Here is a 17,160-nt window from a genome sequence, read left to right as displayed (position 1 = left end):
GGAGTGGTCTATGAATGACCCGTTAAGCATCAAAGGCCTACCATGGCTTTTTAAAATTATCGCTGCAGTGGTTGGGGCAATCTTTGCCCTGACATTATCAGGGGATATCGACACTGAAGGACGCATTAAAATCACCATGGGTGTGATTATGAAATTCACCTTTAGCGTAGCAATTAGTTTGTATGGTGGTTCAGCATTCATTGAATATTATGGTTGGCATGTTTATTCACATATGACGCAAGGCTTTGTGATGTTGATCTTTGCAATCTTCGGAATGTTGTTAATTGGCATCTGGTATCAAGCGATTCAGCTGTTGCGTGGTAAAACCATTGGTGAATTAATCTTTGAAATTCGATCAGCTTTTAAAGCAATGTTTAAGTGAGTAAGTGAAAAATGAAACAGATATTTGATTTTTTAAGAAAGATCAGCGGTGGAACACTTACTCAAAAACAAGTTGATGCCACTAACGAACTGATTGCAACAGCTAAAGATTCACTAGTGGCCGATATGTTGGGACTTGCAATCGACCAGATGGTGGTCAGTCTTTTTGGTGTGGATCTCATCTGTAGTTTAGAGGGTAAGCGACTTACTGCCTATGACGATGGTGTGGGAGTGTGGACGATTGGTTTCGGTACCACGGTTTATCCGAACGGCATTAAAGTCAAGAAAGGTGATACATGCACTGAAGCACAGGCGAAGGCATACATGGCGCATGATTTAAAGAAATTTGAAGCTACTGTAAATAAGGCAGTCACAGTGCAACTTAATCAAAATCAGTTCGATGCCTTAGTTTCACTTGCCTACAACATCGGGACTAATGCATTTAGAGAATCAACTTTAGTGAAAAAGCTGAATGCCAATGATATTCATGGTGCTGCGGATCAGTTTGATGTATGGGTGAATGCAGGCGGTAAACGTATGCAAGGGCTTGTGAATCGACGGGCTAAAGAAAAGGCTTTGTTTCTATCATGATCAAAGCCCTAATGCTGTGCATCCTGCTTTCAGGCTGCACAGCGCATTCGATTTCGACAAAGGTGCATGTCACCGTCTGTGTGCAGTGTGTGAGTTAAGAAAGCCCTCAAGTGAGGGCATTTGTATAGGAAATTTTATATTAAATAGACTTCTGTGAAGTATGATCACTTTGCCTTAGCACAAATGATTTACAATCAATCATTATAAAATGTAGAAGTTTGTTCAGTCATTCAGTCATATAGAAGAATTTGTATTCACCATTTATATAAGAACTATCCATACCAAAGTGTTGATCTAGAAATTTAATTAATGAGTGAACACTTGTTTGATAAGCGTTCATATTTTTAAAAGAAAACTCATGTTGATATTGCGGTGCAAAAGAGAATCCTACATATGTAATTGGTTTTTTATAATGAACTAAACCATTTCTAACATTAATGAGGGTTTTTAGATTTTTTATGAAATTAATATTATCCGTTTTTATCTGGTTTAGTCTACATAACTCTTTAAACTTCTCAATAGTACCTCCTCTTATACTTCTTTCATCAATTTTTTGAGTCTTTTCATTCGTTATCCAAACTAAATTTACTACTGATTCTAGTGTAATAGCCCAACCTAAAACACAATCTACACAAGTCAATATAACTACTTCATTTTCAAATTCAGGACCCAAAAAATTTTTAGATTGTCCTGTGATTGGATCAGAATCTGGTACCATCTTAAAATCATTTTTGATTGATGACCATGCTTCATCAGCTCTTTTTAGTAAAATTTGCTCTAAGTTTATTCGATATCCATAAGTCATGTTTATTTTCTACGCTTAAGTTAAATTTTTTGAAGGAAGTATTACTACAGGAAAGAGATAAAACATATATTCATTCAATAACACATAAAAATCCACTATCTAAATTATAGGTTTTGATAAAAATATTAAAGAAGAATTAAATAATTAAAGAACTATCAAAATACTTTTTAATTTTCCTAAAATTAACATAATACCCCACTCGAAACTTGCAACTTTCATATAAGGATCATGGTTTTAGTCTCATACGTTCTAGTGCTTAGTAGGCTAGAACATATTTTTTGTGATTATTCATGTTCCATGCATACAATTTATTCAACCTATTGATAATCAGCGAAAGTATGTGGGTTGCCCAAAATGGCATGCGATGGTGATTTCAATAGTTAAAAAACTCAATAATTAAGGGCTAAATGGCTAATGAATTTATACTCGAATTTTGTCCAATAACTTCAACTCGAACGAATCAATTAGTGCAATTGTGGTCCCTAACATTACAATTGTATTGTCATAGTTAAACTTTATTTCTTGTTGTAGACTTACGTCGTTATAGCTATACCCAACTTGATACTTAAGTGTATTCGTTAATGAATATAAAGGGGGGATATCATTAATTTCCAAACCATAAAATCTATATGCTCTATATGGTGCAACAGAAATTTCCTTACCTTTCAATATTTCCAACTCAGCAAGGTAATCATAATAATTTTTGTATTCTTTAATACAACTAATGTAAAAGTTTTCAGAGTGCATGAAATGATGGTTAATTTTACCAAATTTTTCAAAAAGCGGCTTGTCTTCTAAAAATTTTATATTTTTTACAATTTCAAAAAATTTTTGGTCTATATCATTTTTACTATAATTAAGTATTTCCTCATTCAAAACAAGAAACTCATTCGTCTTTTTTAACGTGTAAAGATTATCCAACATAAAACTTAACTGATATCGAACTTGAGATAAAACCCCTAGAGCTTCTAAAACTTGTTCTTTAGTAGTTGCATAATTTGCAGGATCTCTCCAGTCATTAAACAATTTTACTGCTACATAGGCCGCAAAAAAAGTCGCACTTGCGGACAACAACGATCCTAGTGCGGAGATGTTCTCAGCATTTTGATTGAATATTTTTAAAGTCCAATAAATTAGTAAAGTAACAGCATAAGCAACTATGGCCCAAAGAGCGATATCTATAATTTTTTGTTTATCCATTTATTTATTTCTTTTGACGATTGCAAATTTCATAATCTATTGGCCTAACTATCAATAGTCAACATACCTTCCCAACTAAAATAATCCCTCGTCAAACTTTCATGATGCATTAACCAATAGCAACGCATGCTGCGGTGATTTCTATGGTTGAAAAAAAGCCCTCTAAGTGAGGGCTCTGTGGCTTTATGAAACTCTTTGATTGGCGGATAATAAAAGTCTATTTGGCTTCGAATCATCCTTTAATTCTTCAAATTTTCGGAATTTCGTACTTACACTAAATTTATGTGTATTTGAGTTGTACTTAATTCTTTTCCTTGCAAGATTGTAAGCTGTTGAATCATGTTTCAAGTGCGATTCTTTTGAAAGTGCTAGTACAGCTAAATTGGAGTCTTTAATAGAATTTGAAAGAAGCTCTGTTTGAGTAATGCTGAACTTAGGCAAAGAATTTTTTCTTAAAGCATATTTTCCTTTATACATCTTCATACTATGTAATTTTCCAGCTAAGAATGCGTATTCATCTGTTATGACGAATTCACCATGCTTTCTTACTTTGTTGTGTGCTTGAAAAGCACGCATAGTTTGTATTGATGGTCGATTATTAACACTAGTAGTCGTATAGGATTTGTTCTTCAACATTGGTCTTAGGTCTATGCAATTTTCTACAGAAATTTTATTATTTTGATTTGCGAATTGGGTAAATTTTTCATAATTCAGAAAGTCGTATGTTTTTGATAATACAACTAAAGCATTAGCTTTGTAACTATTCAAAGTCTCTGTGAAAACGGGTTGATTTGGTTCATAAATTTTTACAGTTTGAGAAATAATTTCAGCTGTTGATATTTCTTCATCCACATGTGCTACCACGTTAGATACTTTGTTTTTCAATTCAGCATTCTTTGGTTTGAAGGCTTGATATGCAGCATAAATCACAAGAGGGAGAAACCCACCTAATAAGTACGGCATATACAATGATAATTTATCAATGAAATTCATTGCTTACCTCCCGCATGAAAATTTTTCACTACAATAATTAATAGTGTGGAGCTTACAACTATAAATGTATATATCCAAAACGATTTAAGCAATTGTGGATCGTAATAGTCTCGTAAGAATATGCTTGTATGTGAGTTGTCTAAAGAAAGACCTTTGGTCTTAAATTGAAAGAAGTAAACGCTGATCATTAGTCCACAAACATACAAGTAATATGTTACTGCTTTAGATTTCCAAGATTCATCTTGAATCTTATCCCAAATCTCCAAGTAGCAACTTATTAATATGGTGAACAACATGGCAACTACGTCAATGTGAGTTAAAAAAATGATTTTCTTATCTGTAATACTCATCCCCATTTGTAGCAAGTAAGGGGTAAAGCTAAGCATATATGTAGTAAAGAACCAAGTAGAAGTTTTCACAAAATAAATTATTGAAACAAAAAAGTGTATATTTATTATATGCTATTAATTCTTTGAGTTGTAATGCTTTTTTTAAACTTATAAACGTAATATTGCAGATAATAATAGCTTACTATTAATTATTAATAGTCAACATACCTTCCCAGCTAAAATAATCCCTCGTCAAACTCCCTCGACTCATCGACCAGCCACGATTCGGCAATTTACATGGTCCGATCGCAAGCTTCTTATCCCCAAACCTTTCCTTAACACCTTCCATTGCGAGCTGTAGTTTCTCATTTCGCTCTATCGATTCAACATCAGTGAGCAGGTCAGGAATATAGGCTGCCTTACTTTCAATACAAGTTAAAATCACACCGCACTTTTTAAATTCGATACCTTCTTGAAACAGTTCATCCATTTGCTTCATCACAGCTTTATTCATGACTGCAGCAGAGTCGGTAGGCTCAGCAAAACCAACACTGATTGATTTCTTATAAAACGGTTTATTCTTATCAAATGGATTGGACTCAGCAAAAGCAATCACACAGCCACATAAGCTTTTGTCTTCACGTAGACGTTTAAAAGCTGATTGCAGGTAATCACTCATTGCCTCAGACAAAGATTCTTTATCCGTTACACGTTGGCCAAACGACCTCGATGAGATGATTTGTTTTTTAGCGGGTGGGGCATGTTCAATCTCAATGCATGAAATACCTTGCAACTCGGCAACCGTCTTGGCCATAACAATGGAAAAGAGTCTTTTCATATTGCGCGGCTCAGTTCGGGTGAGATCCTGAACGGTGTGAACACCCATGGCGTGCAGTTTCTTACTGTACTGTCGACCGACTCCCCAAACCTCAGATACATCGATCAAACTAAAAAAGTAATCCTTATGTTTTGGGTCCATGGATACCAAATTACAGACACCCGAAAAGCGTTTGGCTTTCTTGGCCATATGATTGGCAATCTTGGCTTCAGTCTTACTTCGACCAATTCCAACCGATACAGGCAAGCCGATCCACTTAGCGATACGCTCACGCATGTCTTGTGCGTATTCAGTTAAATCGAATTTATGCTCATATGCGGTGAGATCTAGAAAGCATTCATCGATCGAGTAGATCTCATGCTCTCCTGGTGCAACATATTCGGCAAGGATACTGTGAAAGCGTTTAGACATTTCTGCATAGACTTTATAGTTGCTCGAAAGCACTTCTACATTATGCTTTTCAACAATGTCTTTGATTTGGAATAGGGGAACACCCATTTTAATCCCAAGATCTTTGGCTTCCTGCGAACGTGCAACTGCACAGCCGTCATTGTTAGAAAGCACAATGACCGGTCTATTATTCAACTTTGGATTGAACACACGCTCACAACTGACGTAGCAATTGTTTACGTCTATTAAGGCATAGATCTTACTTTCGCTTCTCATCTGAAGCTCTTTAGAACGCGGGTGACAACACCCCAAATAATGAACTCTTGTCCTTCACTGAAATGAATGTCGTCATAATCAGGGTTTTCAGCTTTTAGCCAACATACCCCAGCATCTTCACACATGAGACGCTTTACGGTGAACTCATTGTCGACCAGTGCAATCACGATGTCCCAATGCTTTGCCTCAAGACTACGATCGACAATTAACTCATCCCCAATATCGATACCAATATTGATGAGAGAAAGTGAATTAACACGTACGATGAACGTAGCAGCTGGATTCTTTATCAGGTGCTCATTTAGGTCTAAGGTCTTATCAACATGATCTTGGGCTGGGGAAGGGAAACCGGCTTGAACGCGCTCAGTGGCCAATGGAATAGCCATATGTGTGACTGGATCAACTTGGCGAATGTTATCGATTTCAGGATTGGCTTTAGCTTTCTTTAAAAAGGCTTTAATTTCTAAAACAGACGAGTTTGGTACACGGATAAGCGTGGTCAGTTCTGAGCGCTTTCGCCCTGCACCCGGTCTTGTGCCACCGTGCATTTTTAGATCATTCATAGCCAAACTTGATTTCTGTAACAGATTTCAAGATTGTAGATTTCGGTCAAAATAAATTCAAATTTAAAAGCTGTGGATAATCAACGGCCCTTCAAATTAAATTAGGTTGAGCACCATTTTCAGATAAGCGGGATTTAGGGAAGGTAATGTACTCATCCTGCATTTCAAGGAAGAACTCATGAGCATCTTTAAAGCTGCAATTCAGCCATTCTTCGCGGTATTCATCAGGTATAACGATGATAGAGCGCTTCTCATCTTTAGGCTTATGGAATTGCTTCATGAAGGGATGATGGTCTGCATTGATGGTGAGCATACTCATCGATCGGATTTGCTCTCCAGCAATTACGGCATTCTCATATATAGCCGCTACGGTAAAGGGCATGCCATCTTTACGGGCAATGCCATACCAGTGCGATTTCCCATCTATGTATTTAGGCTCAAAGATGGTTTCGACAGGGATTAAACCAAATTGAGACTTATGCCAAGACTCCCTAAAACTGGGTTTTTCAGCGACCGTTTCAGTCCGGGCATTGTATGTGTATTTGCCGAAACTCTTTTCCTTGGCCCACTTAGGAATCATCCCAAAATTAACCGATCTCCATTCGATCTTGCCGACATTGGAAAAGATCAAAGGTGATGGAAAGTTCGGGAATATATCTTCAGGAAACTCCAACTGATCAGGCTCAGGGAGATCTAACAGAAATGCACGATTCTTTCTGATCGCTTCGAAGTTTGCGCACATAGACTTATCCCTTTTTATTCTTTATGATCATCGCTCAAATAATAACCCAATAAAGAATAAAAATGATTTCAAAACAATTTAGGATCATCAATGGGATACTTGCAGTTATTGGTATCGCTGCCTTCATCTTTTTCCAATACCAAATGAGACCTGACAAGCTAGGTGGCTTCAAGGAAGGCACAGAAGAGTATTATGGCTATCAATACGCACGTGATAACAACTTAAAAAATGCAGATCAATGTGATGATGAAAAGGATGATCCAGAAATGAATATTAATGAAAAATTCTTGAAAGGTTGCAGGAAGTATTTTGGTAAATAATTTGAGAAACTAATCTTTATTAAATTTTAAAATTAAAAGAATCAAACTAATAAAATTGTATAAATGGTTAATAAATATACCGAATGGTAAATATTTGTGTAATTTTGCAATACCTTTTTTGTATTGATAATGAAATAATATTGGTGGTGAATTTATTCACTTAATAGTCATTACTAATTAGAAAATGACTAATAATCAATATAAAGGGTATAAGATGATTCAAAATATTATTCGTGGCGCTATTATTACTTGCGCACTGGGTGTTTCTATCAATGCTGTTGCGGCTCAACACACAGTTTCTGTTGGCTATGCACAAACAAAAGCAGAAGACTTTAAAGATTTAAAAGGCGTGAATGCACAATACCGCTTTGAAAATGAATCTCCAGTAGGTGTAGTGGTTTCTGCATCATATGTATCTGGTGATGACAAATCTAATTATGGTTATGGTGTAGAAGAAGCTGAAGTTAAATCATTTTCACTTTTAGCTGGTCCAGCATACCGCTTTAACGAGTATGTAAGTGCATATGCCTTAGCTGGTTTTGCTAATGTTAAGAGCGATTATAGTGATCATGAATTTGATGGAAGTTACAGCTATTCAAGTAGCCTTACTAAAACAGAATTTGCATATGGCGTGGGTGTAGCTGTTAATCCAGTACAAAATGTATCTGTACATGTAGGTTATGAAGGCACTAAAGTTAAATTTGAAGGCGAGAGTGCTAAATTAAATGGCTTTAACATCGGTGTTGGTTACCGCTTCTAAGCTAATTTAGTTTTAATAGTCTTATCGACAAACAAAAAAAGCCCTATTACTGAGGGCTTTTTTTGTAGGTAAACTCCCTTATATTAAGGGAAGAATTGTGAACTTCTGGCCGCGATTATTATTGCAGGTATACATCTTCATTTTGCCATCATAGATATCTAGGCACTTTCCGCTATCTTGACTACGAATACGGTAACCATCAAAAAACCATTTTTGATTGGGTTGGTTATTACATTGATATGCAATAACTTGAGCACCATCATTTTTATTTGCGCCAGATACGTCTAAGCATTTTCCTTGTACTGTTATGCTTTTATCTTGATGATAAACAAGCTTCTGATTAGACGTGTTTTGGCAACGTGAAGCTAAAAGCTCTCTTTGATTAAAAGGACTGAGCTCTAAACAGCGATTATCATAGGTGCGAATTTGAACCTCTTTAAAGCGTTCAAGAGGTGGTTTAATTGGATAATCTACAGTGGTGGTTACTTCTTTATTTACAATTACTGGTACAGGATATTCAACAACAATACATGCTGTAAAAAAAGCGCATGAACTAATTAAAATTATAGGTTTAAGCATTTGATTTTCAAATTTATCTAAAGACTAAATGTAATATATTTTAAAAATATGTATTAAAAATGGACTAATAAAAAATACATTACCTTCATGTATATTAATTGAACATTTACTACTGCAAGTAAAGTGCTTTCAAATGTTGGACCATATGAGGGGATCTAATTAAACCACCAATAAGAACTAAGTGATCAATCAAAGTCATCCTAGTTTTATGTAAAGGATGACTTTGATATTTAATTAATTTTGTAAATTCAAATATTAGAGAGCGCATTTAGGTGCTCATTGAAATCGCATTCAACTCCAACAGCATTTACATGGTCGAAGTAGTTATACCAACCGCTTGCTTTGATACCTGCAAGTAGAGCATTGCAAACTTCTTGATTTGGGAAGTGCCAAACGGCTAAGAATTGATGTTCACTACTTTGATCAATTTTAGAGTCGATTTGAGTTAGTGTTAGCGCTTGAACTCCAGCATCAGACAGTCCCGCCATTGCAGCTCCAACATTATTTAAATAATTTTTGCGCTCATCGAATGATAAGGCTTTCCAAGCAGAATTTGGAGTATAAAGCTCGACAAGATAGTGGTTCATATTCATTCCTTATTGGTGAGGTTGTTTGAGACTTTTTCTAATAATTGGGTCAATTGATCACGCTCTTCAAAAGAAAGATTGCCAAATAAGCCTGAAATCCAGCGGCTATGTTGGTCAAAAACTTCTTTAGCTATTAACTTTCCTTTTGAAGTGAGTTGTATTTTTAAAGCACGACGATCCTCTGTGTCTGCTTGTCGTTCTATTAATCCTTCACGTTCTAGGCCATCAAGCAAACCAGTTACTGTTGCGCGGGTAATTCCAGCTTGTTCTGCAAGAGTTTTAGGGGCAATTCCTTCACCAGCTGCTTCAAGTAAAAATAAAAGAATGAATCGCCCTTCAGATAGACCATGAAAAGAGAGCTGATTTGCACAATCACGATCTATGCTGGATGCAAGTGAAAGCGTCATAAAACAAAGTTGTATTCCTTCGATATCAGGCAAGTTTCTTTTTCGTGCTTCGCCTAAAAGAGCTTTGTATTTTTGATCAAGTTTCATTTAATTAGTTGCAATATAGTGAGTCGCCTAACTATATAAAAAGAGAAAAATATTGTCAAATCAATTGCAGACTCTTTGAACAAAATCACGTAGCAAGATTTCGGGCTACACAATTCCTTCAATAAGTATTTTCCTTTTCATAAACGATATACAGTACATAGCTATAACTGTAACACATGCGATATTCCGAACCTTTAAAATGGTGATATAGTGCTCTTGCAGATTGGCCGACTCAAGAGAATTTTGAGTCGGTTTTTTGCGTTTAATATCTGTGGATAAGTCATTTGAAACACCATAAATACACCAATAAAACGCAACTTGCTGATTATTATAAGGAGTATGTATACAATGATTTTAGTGACTGGTGGTTTAGGCTTTATAGGCTCTCATATTGCTTTGAGCTTTATGGCGCACGGGCAAGAGGTCATTATTGTAGACAATTTATCCAATGCGAACTTACAAACTCTTGAACGATTAGAATTTATTAGTGGCATGTATGTGCCTTTTGTCAAAATTGATATACGAAATACGCCTGCTTTAAATAAAGTTTTTGAGCAGTATTCCATCGATGCAGTGGTGCATGCAGCAAGTTTTAAATCGCTTGAAGAATCTGTATTGAAGCCTTTGGAGTACTATAACGATAATGTCAGTTGTATCATGAGTTTACTGCGTGCCATGCAGCGCACAGGTGTCCGAACTTTGGTTCATCTTTCCAGTCTTGCGGTCTATGGTGAATCGAGCCTACAGCTAGAAGAAGATTTAGAGCTGAATTACGGTTATCCAAACCCGTATATCAAGTCGCAGCAAATGGTCGAAGAAATTATTCGAGATACAGCAAAAACGGATAATGAATGGAAAATTGCAATTTTAAGAATGGGCAATGTTGCTGGTGCATTTGAAAATGCGATGCTCGGAGAACTGTTCCCGCCTTTACCGAAAAATATTATTCCACTGTTGATGCAAGTTGCTGCAAAACAGCGTGATCATATTGAACTTAGAAAAAGTGCACAAACCACAGACCATACCGTAGAGCGTAGTTTTTTACATATCCTCGATGCCTGTGATGCGATTGCCGCTTCGTTACAATGGTTAAGCACTCAACAGTTTGCTTGTGAAGCTTTTAATATCGCAGGTCAAAGTGTGTCGATACAGCAGTTGGTTGAAAAAGTTGAAAGCGTGACGCAAAGTGACATTGCTACAGTCGATGTAGTTGATTCGAACATTGTGGAATTAGATCAGGTCGCAGCAGAGTGTAGTAAAGCGAAAAACGTTTTACACTGGCAAGCGAAGCGTGGCTTAGAACAGACTCTTGAAGATGGATGGCGTTTCTACCGACAAAGTTTAGATGGCCGTTAATTAATTTACTGATAATAATTATCATTTACATATTTTTACTTAATCATTAAGATAAGGAAAACAAGCGCAAAATAATCATTTTGCAATTCACTTAAAAAGGAAGAGGTTAAAATGCAAACACGTATTGAACATGACACGATGGGCGAAGTTGAAGTACCGAGTGAAGCACTTTGGGGTGCTCAAACTCAGCGTAGTTTACAAAACTTTAAAATTGGTAGTGAACGTCTACCACGTCCAATGATTCGTGCCATGGGCTTAGTGAAAAAAGCAGCAGCATTGACCAATGCTGAGCTCAACCAAATTCCACAAGAATTGGCGCAATACATCGTGGGTGCTGTGGATGAAGTGATTGCAGGGCAGTGGGATAGTCAGTTTCCTTTGGTGGTATGGCAAACTGGTTCAGGCACACAAAGCAACATGAACTGTAATGAAGTGATTGCCAATATCGCCAATCAGAAACTCGGCAATCCTTTAGGCGCCCAAAAACCTGTACACCCGAATGATCACGTGAACCGTGCTCAGTCGACCAACGACTCGTTCCCAACGGCGATTCATGTCGCAGCAAGCATTCAGATCAATGAATTACTGATTCCTGCGGTTACCCAGCTTCGAGATACTTTAGAGGCAAAGTCTCAAGCATTTTCAGACATCGTCAAAATTGGCCGAACTCATTTACAAGATGCGACACCCTTAACCTTAGGTCAAGAATTTAGCGGTTATGTTTCCCAGCTCGATCATGGTTTAAAGCGTTTACAACAAGCACTTTCAGGCTTGTATGAGCTGCCTTTAGGTGGAACAGCTGTAGGTACAGGGCTGAATGCTCATCCTGATTATGCAGAAAAATCAGCGGAGCAACTGGCAGAGTTGACAGGGCTGCCTTTTGTGACTGCACCAAATAAATTTGAAGCATTGGCTGGGCGCGATGCAGCAGTGTTTGCCTCAGGTGCATTAAAAACGCTTGCGGTAAGCTTGAACAAAATTGCCAATGACATTCGCTGGTTGGCAAGTGGCCCACGATGTGGTTTTGGCGAGTTACGTATTCCTGAAAATGAACCAGGCTCAAGTATTATGCCGGGGAAAGTGAATCCGACTCAAAGTGAAGCGATGACCATGGTGGTGGCGCAAGTATTAGGCAATGACACCACGATTAATGTTGCGGGTGCATCGGGTAACTTTGAACTGAATGTATTCATGCCAGTGATTGCGTTTAATTTGTTGCAGTCGATTCAGCTTTTGGGTGACGCATGTAATAGTTTTAATGATCACTGTGCAGTAGGTATTGAACCAAACCGTGAAAAAATTGACCACTTCTTACATGACTCATTGATGTTAGTTACGGCTTTAAACCCAGTGATTGGCTATGAAAATGCAGCGAAAGTTGCCAAAACAGCTTATAAAGAAGGGAAAACGTTAAAACAGGTGGCTGTAGAGTTGAACTTAGTTACGGCTGAGCAGTTTGATGAAGTGGTACGTCCAGAGCAAATGATTTCCCCAAATGTAAAATAGCCCTTGGTCCAGATGCTCAACTAAAGAGCAAATGAACATCAGCGGTTTTTATCTTTGGGCGAAGTCGGTACAATGGTCGACTAAAGATAAACTGCTGATGAGTTACCATGCTTGATATTTATTTGACAGATGTTCAGAAAAACGTGCAATTTAACGATTATCCGGGTGAACATCCTGTTAAATTTGTTTTAAATTTCAAAAAGATTTTCCCAAGTGTTATGGAGTTATTACTTCCTGTACTACCTGAAAATGAAAATCTTGAAGAAATGACATGGGAATCAACTACGGCTGACTTTGAACTTTTCAAACTGTTGTTGAGTGGTTGGGGCGTGATTGAATTACGCTTAAACGCGATCAAACAGTTTAAAGATAAAGATTTTGCAGATGCTCTAGTGAAACGTGCACAACAAAAGCGCAAAGATTTTGCAAAAGCACAGCAACAGTTGAAAACAGTTGAACTTGATTATTTATTTATGCATGAGATTCATGCATTGATCGATGCAGAATTGGTTGAACTAGGTGAAAAGTTCTATTTACCTATTCTTCGTGAATTATGGAAAAATAAAATTTCCACTCAAGTCTTAGAAGCCAAATTTTAAGTCATTTAAAAATCCTCCAAATGGAGGATTTTTTATATCGATAGCAAAACTATGTATTTGCGAGCACAAGAAAGTATTTAAACTGCATCTAAAGCACTAAATTTTATTATTTAGTCAAAGATTGGAATTAATATTGCTTGATACATTGCGTCATCATTCACACTATAGCCGTAAGGATTTTATAATATGTCAAATCAGTTCATCGACTTAATTACAAAGCGTCGTACCATTTATACCATTGGTAAAAAGGTCGAGCACAGCCCTGAATTTTTAACTGATTTGATTCAAACAGCCATTAAACAAAGCCCATCATCGTTCAATTCACAGTCATCTCGGGCGGTAATTTTATTTAATACGGAACATGAAAAGTTTTGGACTTTTGTGGCTGAAAAACTGAAGTCTTATGCTAAAGATGAAGAAAGTGCGGCTAAAACAACGGCAAAAATGACCAGTTTTGCAGCAGGTGTGGGAACTGTTTTATTTTTTGAAGATTTAGATGTAATTCAGGGGCTACAAGAGCAATTTCCATCTTATGCTGAAAATTTCCCAGTATGGGCAGAGCATTCAACTGCAATAGCGCAGTTTGCAACTTGGACTGCATTACATACCTTAGGTTTAGGTGCATCTTTACAGCATTACAATCCAATTGTAGATGAAGAAGTGCATGCTGAGTGGGATGTGCCTGCAAGTTGGAAACTGCGTGCACAACTGGTCTTTGGTTCGGTTGAGGGCGAAGCCAAAGAAAAAGGCTTTGTGGATGATGCTGTACGCTTTAAAGTCTTCAAATAATCAATTAAAAAGCCGCTTCATATGGAGCGGCTTTTTAGACTTAGTCTTTACAGATCGACTACTTCTTCATTTTCCGGTAGTCACTCGGGCGAATAGGGCGGGTGCCGCGCCATAAACCTTTCTTGTGCTTTTTCGCATGACTTTGTAAAGCATTCATATGTTTCAAATGCTTTTTATCCTTAATATAGTCCTCATAGACCCATGCTGCACCACGTTTAACCATCTCCTCATTCATACTTCTCCGAAAACGGTAGATTTCACCTACACAACGACCGTAACGATCAATGTCTGTAATGCGAACACGAACCACTTTCCGATAAACCATTTTTTTGATTAAGCGTTTGGATTCAGGCCCATAGCTTTGAGTCGACTCAGGCGCATCAATATAGGCAAAGCGTAATTTGGTTTCAGAGCGTCGAAAGTTAAAGCGATAACATGTCAGTGTATCACCATCACTTATAGCCGTAATTCGACACCAATAGGTTTTACCTTTTTTAAAAGGATGGAGAAATTGGCTGAGAGCATTTTGTATTTTATAAAAAATAAATACCAGTATCAGGCAAAGGGCGAAGCCAATACCGATGAGCCAGCTATTGGACAGGTGATCAAACATAGAGGAGAGCAATGGAAAATAAAAATATCAAAAAGACATTGTATGGTAGATACACTATTTAAAATGTTTTAAGTGATCACAAGTGTTTATTTTTCATAAGAAAGTAGATGTTTAATTAAACAAGTAAACAGGAACAAAGTTCTAGCGAAATAAAAAAGCAAATAGCTAGTTTATTTAGAAATAGCCTAAGCAAAAATTTTATAAATTTCGCTTCTTAAAAAATGATGCCTTTTATTCTCCATTAAATTTTTATGCCAAAAAATTCCAATATTCATTTGCGGCAGTTTTACAGGAACATCAAAAATATTGAGTAGAGGGGAAACATGCAAATGGCTCAAAATATTTTGAGGAATCGTTAAAATTGCATTTGGATATTGCTCTAAAATTTGTAGTGCAGTGGAATAGTGCTGACAACGCAAAAAAACCTGCCTAGACAGTTGCTTACGATTTAAATGAACATCTTCAACCAAAACACCAGTACGCCGCGAAGATACACCAATATGCGGTGCAGCCAAATACAATTCAGCATTGATTTGCTGGAGCTGAGTACAAGCCACAAACTGGTCTTTGACCAAGCTCTCAAATTGAATTTTATCGCCAAAGTTTTGTTCCAAATCAATCACAAAATCAATTTGTTGAGAAACTAAATCAGCATCTACTGTTTTACGATCCAGCTTACTACTCATGAACTGAATACTTAGTCCAAGTTTCTGAAAGTGAGCAACTAACTTTGGGAAAACAATTGGTTCGATTTCATCATGAATCGCAATTTTTAGGCTTTGAACCATGTTCGGGTCGAAGCTTTGCTGCTGCATGGAAATACTTTGAATTGCAATTAAAGCATTTTTAATAATTAGGTAATTTTGTTCTGCAAAAGGTGTTGGAAGCATTTGGCTGCCAGAGCGAACAAATAAATCATCCTTTAAATGGCTACGTAGACGCTGCAGGGCATGACTGGCAGCAGACTGCGTAATCGACAAGATTTGAGCTGCTTTAGAAATACTTTTTTGCTCATAAATTGCAATAAAAAGCGGGTATAAATTGATATCGATGCGATGAAAAAGCCCCATATCAATGGGTGACTTACTATGAATACTGTTCATGCTGATCTATAAAATAAAATCATTTTGTTCATATTAGTTTTCAGGTTATGTTGATGTAAAGCGAAAATATCAAAATAGATCGAAGGAAGCAGCCATGTTTGAACTTTCAGCACGTGCTCAAGATTATGTAGAACGTACCAAACAATTTATTCAAAACGAAATTGAGCCGATCGAAACCGATTTTTGGCATGAGGTACATGAACTGAACCAAGGTGGCGACTGGACCAAATGGCAGTGGCCTGCACAACTTGAAACGCTCAAAGCCAAAGCAAAAGCTGCGGGCTTATGGAATATGTTTTTGCCATGTCCTGAATTGGGTCAAGGTCTATCGGTTCAAGAGTACGCTCATATTGCAGAACTTACAGGTCGGAGTCTTCTTGCGCCGACCGTATTTAACTGTAATGCGCCTGACAGTGGCAACATGGAGGTATTGTGGCGTTATGGCTCTGAAGCTCAAAGGCAAGAGTGGCTTACGCAGCTTTTAGATGGAAAAATTCGCTCTGTTTTCTGCATGACAGAACCGGCTGTTGCTTCATCTGATGCGACCAATATGCAAGCAACAGCCGTAATCGAAGGTGATGAAATTGTGCTAAATGGCCGTAAATGGTGGTCTTCAGGCTTAGGCGACCCCAATGCCAAAATTATTATTTTTATGGCACATACACCAGATGAAACGAAAGATCGCCACCATCAACACTCGATGGTTTTAGTGCCTGTTGAAACGGCTGGTGTCAAAATAGAACGAATGTTACCAGTCTTTGGTGACTACGATGCTCCACATGGTCACGGCGAAATTAGCTTTAGTAATGTTCGTGTACCTATTTCTAACTTTATTGGTGGCGCAGGTCAAGGTTTTGAAATTGCCCAAGGTCGTTTAGGGCCGGGTCGTATTCATCACTGTATGCGCTGTATTGGTGCTGCGGAAAAGTCTTTAGAATTGATGATCGATCGTGGTATGAGTCGTACTGCATTTGGCAAAGAAATTTTAAAATTAGGTGGAAACCTAGAGCGCGTGGCTGATGCACGTGTTGCAATTGATCAAGCACGTTTATTAACCTTGTATGCTGCGTATAAAATGGATACTTTAGGGAATATGGCAGCGTTAACTGAGATTTCTGCCATTAAAGTAGTTGCGCCAAGTGTGCTTGAAAAAGTGGTCGATATGGCGATTCAAATTCACGGCGGAGCAGGTGTTTCGCGTGATACGCCTTTGACAGGTTTCTTCGCTCAAGCACGTTCACTGCGTTTGGCCGATGGGCCGGATGAAGTGCATAAAGGTATGATTGCAAAATTAGAACTGGCAAAACGCGGCTATAGTACGCGTCGTAAAAAATAATAGAGGAGAA

General features: G+C 37.5%; 20 protein-coding genes. 9 read left to right on the top strand and 11 right to left on the bottom strand.

Annotation, left to right across the window (positions count from 1 at the left end):
* Positions 1-10 precede the first annotated feature (10 nt).
* A complete protein-coding gene (locus tag PTT44_RS01485) occupies positions 11-382 on the top strand; it encodes a hypothetical protein (protein WP_087010935.1) in 372 nt (123 codons plus the stop codon).
* Positions 383-393: 11 nt separating this feature from the next.
* Complete coding sequence (locus PTT44_RS01480; RefSeq protein WP_168159641.1) at positions 394-972, top strand: lysozyme; 579 nt, start codon at positions 394-396, stop codon at positions 970-972.
* A 226-nt stretch (positions 973-1,198) separates the two neighbouring features.
* On the opposite strand, the gene PTT44_RS01475 is transcribed toward PTT44_RS01480, so the two are convergent.
* The 6 genes from PTT44_RS01475 to PTT44_RS01450 all read right to left on the bottom strand — a co-directional run bounded on the left by PTT44_RS01475 (position 1,199) and on the right by PTT44_RS01450 (position 7,108).
* Entirely contained in the window at positions 1,199-1,777 is a 579-nt protein-coding gene (locus PTT44_RS01475; RefSeq protein WP_168159640.1) for a hypothetical protein, read from the bottom strand.
* A 420-nt stretch (positions 1,778-2,197) separates the two neighbouring features.
* Entirely contained in the window at positions 2,198-2,977 is a 780-nt protein-coding gene (locus tag PTT44_RS01470) for a hypothetical protein (protein ID WP_168159639.1), read from the bottom strand.
* A 183-nt stretch (positions 2,978-3,160) separates the two neighbouring features.
* The gene (locus PTT44_RS01465) at positions 3,161-3,970 is read right to left on the bottom strand and encodes a hypothetical protein (protein WP_168159638.1); all 810 of its coding nucleotides are present in this window, start codon (positions 3,968-3,970) and stop codon (positions 3,161-3,163) included.
* 534 nt (positions 3,971-4,504) lie between these two features.
* Positions 4,505-5,803 (bottom strand): Y-family DNA polymerase, encoded by a 1,299-nt coding sequence (locus PTT44_RS01460; RefSeq protein ID WP_168159637.1) that lies wholly within the window; start codon positions 5,801-5,803, stop codon positions 4,505-4,507.
* Positions 5,800-6,366 carry a LexA family protein gene (locus PTT44_RS01455; protein ID WP_168159636.1) on the bottom strand — a complete coding sequence of 189 codons (567 nt, stop codon included), beginning with the start codon at positions 6,364-6,366 and terminating at the stop codon, positions 5,800-5,802. Before PTT44_RS01455 ends, PTT44_RS01460 begins: the two co-directional genes overlap by 4 nt.
* Positions 6,367-6,457: 91 nt before the next feature.
* Positions 6,458-7,108 (bottom strand): SOS response-associated peptidase family protein, encoded by a 651-nt coding sequence (locus tag PTT44_RS01450; protein WP_168159635.1) that lies wholly within the window; start codon positions 7,106-7,108, stop codon positions 6,458-6,460.
* 62 nt (positions 7,109-7,170) lie between these two features.
* Between PTT44_RS01450 and PTT44_RS01445 the strand changes: the two genes are divergently transcribed.
* Positions 7,171-7,428 (top strand): hypothetical protein, encoded by a 258-nt coding sequence (locus tag PTT44_RS01445; protein WP_168159634.1) that lies wholly within the window; start codon positions 7,171-7,173, stop codon positions 7,426-7,428.
* A 214-nt stretch (positions 7,429-7,642) separates the two neighbouring features.
* On the top strand, positions 7,643-8,188 hold the full coding sequence (locus PTT44_RS01440; RefSeq protein ID WP_168159633.1) for an Ail/Lom family outer membrane beta-barrel protein: 546 nt from the start codon (positions 7,643-7,645) through the stop codon (positions 8,186-8,188).
* A gap of 78 nt (positions 8,189-8,266) precedes the next feature.
* On the opposite strand, the gene PTT44_RS01435 is transcribed toward PTT44_RS01440, so the two are convergent.
* The 3 genes from PTT44_RS01435 to PTT44_RS01425 all read right to left on the bottom strand — a co-directional run bounded on the left by PTT44_RS01435 (position 8,267) and on the right by PTT44_RS01425 (position 9,848).
* The gene (locus tag PTT44_RS01435; RefSeq protein WP_168159632.1) at positions 8,267-8,767 is read right to left on the bottom strand and encodes a ricin-type beta-trefoil lectin domain protein; all 501 of its coding nucleotides are present in this window, start codon (positions 8,765-8,767) and stop codon (positions 8,267-8,269) included.
* A 248-nt stretch (positions 8,768-9,015) separates the two neighbouring features.
* Positions 9,016-9,354 carry a DUF6616 family protein gene (locus PTT44_RS01430; protein WP_168159631.1) on the bottom strand — a complete coding sequence of 113 codons (339 nt, stop codon included), beginning with the start codon at positions 9,352-9,354 and terminating at the stop codon, positions 9,016-9,018.
* Between the two features lie 2 nt (positions 9,355-9,356).
* The gene (locus PTT44_RS01425; protein ID WP_168159630.1) at positions 9,357-9,848 is read right to left on the bottom strand and encodes a MarR family winged helix-turn-helix transcriptional regulator; all 492 of its coding nucleotides are present in this window, start codon (positions 9,846-9,848) and stop codon (positions 9,357-9,359) included.
* 348 nt (positions 9,849-10,196) lie between these two features.
* Here PTT44_RS01425 and PTT44_RS01420 point away from each other — a divergent pair, with 348 nt between their 5' ends.
* The 4 genes from PTT44_RS01420 to PTT44_RS01405 all read left to right on the top strand — a co-directional run bounded on the left by PTT44_RS01420 (position 10,197) and on the right by PTT44_RS01405 (position 14,098).
* Positions 10,197-11,204 carry an NAD-dependent epimerase/dehydratase family protein gene (locus PTT44_RS01420; protein WP_168159629.1) on the top strand — a complete coding sequence of 336 codons (1,008 nt, stop codon included), beginning with the start codon at positions 10,197-10,199 and terminating at the stop codon, positions 11,202-11,204.
* A 111-nt stretch (positions 11,205-11,315) separates the two neighbouring features.
* Positions 11,316-12,710, top strand: coding sequence for a class II fumarate hydratase (gene fumC, locus PTT44_RS01415; RefSeq protein ID WP_168159628.1), 1,395 nt, complete (start codon positions 11,316-11,318; stop codon positions 12,708-12,710).
* A gap of 107 nt (positions 12,711-12,817) precedes the next feature.
* Positions 12,818-13,309 (top strand): hypothetical protein, encoded by a 492-nt coding sequence (locus PTT44_RS01410; protein ID WP_168159627.1) that lies wholly within the window; start codon positions 12,818-12,820, stop codon positions 13,307-13,309.
* 186 nt (positions 13,310-13,495) lie between these two features.
* Positions 13,496-14,098, top strand: a complete 603-nt coding sequence (locus tag PTT44_RS01405; RefSeq protein WP_168159626.1) for a nitroreductase family protein — start codon at positions 13,496-13,498, stop codon at positions 14,096-14,098.
* A 58-nt stretch (positions 14,099-14,156) separates the two neighbouring features.
* On the opposite strand, the gene PTT44_RS01400 is transcribed toward PTT44_RS01405, so the two are convergent.
* A complete protein-coding gene (locus PTT44_RS01400; protein ID WP_168159625.1) occupies positions 14,157-14,711 on the bottom strand; it encodes a thermonuclease family protein in 555 nt (184 codons plus the stop codon).
* 185 nt (positions 14,712-14,896) lie between these two features.
* Positions 14,897-15,814 (bottom strand): LysR family transcriptional regulator, encoded by a 918-nt coding sequence (locus tag PTT44_RS01395; protein ID WP_168159624.1) that lies wholly within the window; start codon positions 15,812-15,814, stop codon positions 14,897-14,899.
* Between the two features lie 94 nt (positions 15,815-15,908).
* Between PTT44_RS01395 and PTT44_RS01390 the strand changes: the two genes are divergently transcribed.
* Complete coding sequence (locus PTT44_RS01390) at positions 15,909-17,150, top strand: acyl-CoA dehydrogenase family protein (RefSeq protein WP_168159623.1); 1,242 nt, start codon at positions 15,909-15,911, stop codon at positions 17,148-17,150.
* Positions 17,151-17,160 lie beyond the last annotated feature (10 nt).

This window comes from Acinetobacter sp. Gutcm_16 (assembly GCF_028649355.1).
Lineage (GTDB): Bacteria > Pseudomonadota > Gammaproteobacteria > Pseudomonadales > Moraxellaceae > Acinetobacter > Acinetobacter johnsonii.
Note: the sequence above shows the minus strand (reverse complement) of the source record. Positions and strands in the feature narration are given on the sequence as shown.

What these genes read in the sequence shown, in the direction of transcription:
- PTT44_RS01485 (WP_087010935.1), top strand. Translation starts at nt 11, where the DNA reads ATGAATGACCCGTTAAGCATCAAAGGCCTACCATGGCTTTTTAAAATT.
- PTT44_RS01480 (WP_168159641.1), top strand. Translation starts at nt 394, where the DNA reads ATGAAACAGATATTTGATTTTTTAAGAAAGATCAGCGGTGGAACACTT.
- PTT44_RS01475 (WP_168159640.1), bottom strand. Translation starts at nt 1,777, where the DNA reads ATGACTTATGGATATCGAATAAACTTAGAGCAAATTTTACTAAAAAGA.
- PTT44_RS01470 (WP_168159639.1), bottom strand. Translation starts at nt 2,977, where the DNA reads ATGGATAAACAAAAAATTATAGATATCGCTCTTTGGGCCATAGTTGCT.
- PTT44_RS01465 (WP_168159638.1), bottom strand. Translation starts at nt 3,970, where the DNA reads ATGAATTTCATTGATAAATTATCATTGTATATGCCGTACTTATTAGGT.
- PTT44_RS01460 (WP_168159637.1), bottom strand. Translation starts at nt 5,803, where the DNA reads ATGAGAAGCGAAAGTAAGATCTATGCCTTAATAGACGTAAACAATTGC.
- PTT44_RS01455 (WP_168159636.1), bottom strand. Translation starts at nt 6,366, where the DNA reads ATGAATGATCTAAAAATGCACGGTGGCACAAGACCGGGTGCAGGGCGA.
- PTT44_RS01450 (WP_168159635.1), bottom strand. Translation starts at nt 7,108, where the DNA reads ATGTGCGCAAACTTCGAAGCGATCAGAAAGAATCGTGCATTTCTGTTA.
- PTT44_RS01445 (WP_168159634.1), top strand. Translation starts at nt 7,171, where the DNA reads ATGATTTCAAAACAATTTAGGATCATCAATGGGATACTTGCAGTTATT.
- PTT44_RS01440 (WP_168159633.1), top strand. Translation starts at nt 7,643, where the DNA reads ATGATTCAAAATATTATTCGTGGCGCTATTATTACTTGCGCACTGGGT.
- PTT44_RS01435 (WP_168159632.1), bottom strand. Translation starts at nt 8,767, where the DNA reads ATGCTTAAACCTATAATTTTAATTAGTTCATGCGCTTTTTTTACAGCA.
- PTT44_RS01430 (WP_168159631.1), bottom strand. Translation starts at nt 9,354, where the DNA reads ATGAACCACTATCTTGTCGAGCTTTATACTCCAAATTCTGCTTGGAAA.
- PTT44_RS01425 (WP_168159630.1), bottom strand. Translation starts at nt 9,848, where the DNA reads ATGAAACTTGATCAAAAATACAAAGCTCTTTTAGGCGAAGCACGAAAA.
- PTT44_RS01420 (WP_168159629.1), top strand. Translation starts at nt 10,197, where the DNA reads ATGATTTTAGTGACTGGTGGTTTAGGCTTTATAGGCTCTCATATTGCT.
- fumC (WP_168159628.1), top strand. Translation starts at nt 11,316, where the DNA reads ATGCAAACACGTATTGAACATGACACGATGGGCGAAGTTGAAGTACCG.
- PTT44_RS01410 (WP_168159627.1), top strand. Translation starts at nt 12,818, where the DNA reads ATGCTTGATATTTATTTGACAGATGTTCAGAAAAACGTGCAATTTAAC.
- PTT44_RS01405 (WP_168159626.1), top strand. Translation starts at nt 13,496, where the DNA reads ATGTCAAATCAGTTCATCGACTTAATTACAAAGCGTCGTACCATTTAT.
- PTT44_RS01400 (WP_168159625.1), bottom strand. Translation starts at nt 14,711, where the DNA reads ATGTTTGATCACCTGTCCAATAGCTGGCTCATCGGTATTGGCTTCGCC.
- PTT44_RS01395 (WP_168159624.1), bottom strand. Translation starts at nt 15,814, where the DNA reads ATGAACAGTATTCATAGTAAGTCACCCATTGATATGGGGCTTTTTCAT.
- PTT44_RS01390 (WP_168159623.1), top strand. Translation starts at nt 15,909, where the DNA reads ATGTTTGAACTTTCAGCACGTGCTCAAGATTATGTAGAACGTACCAAA.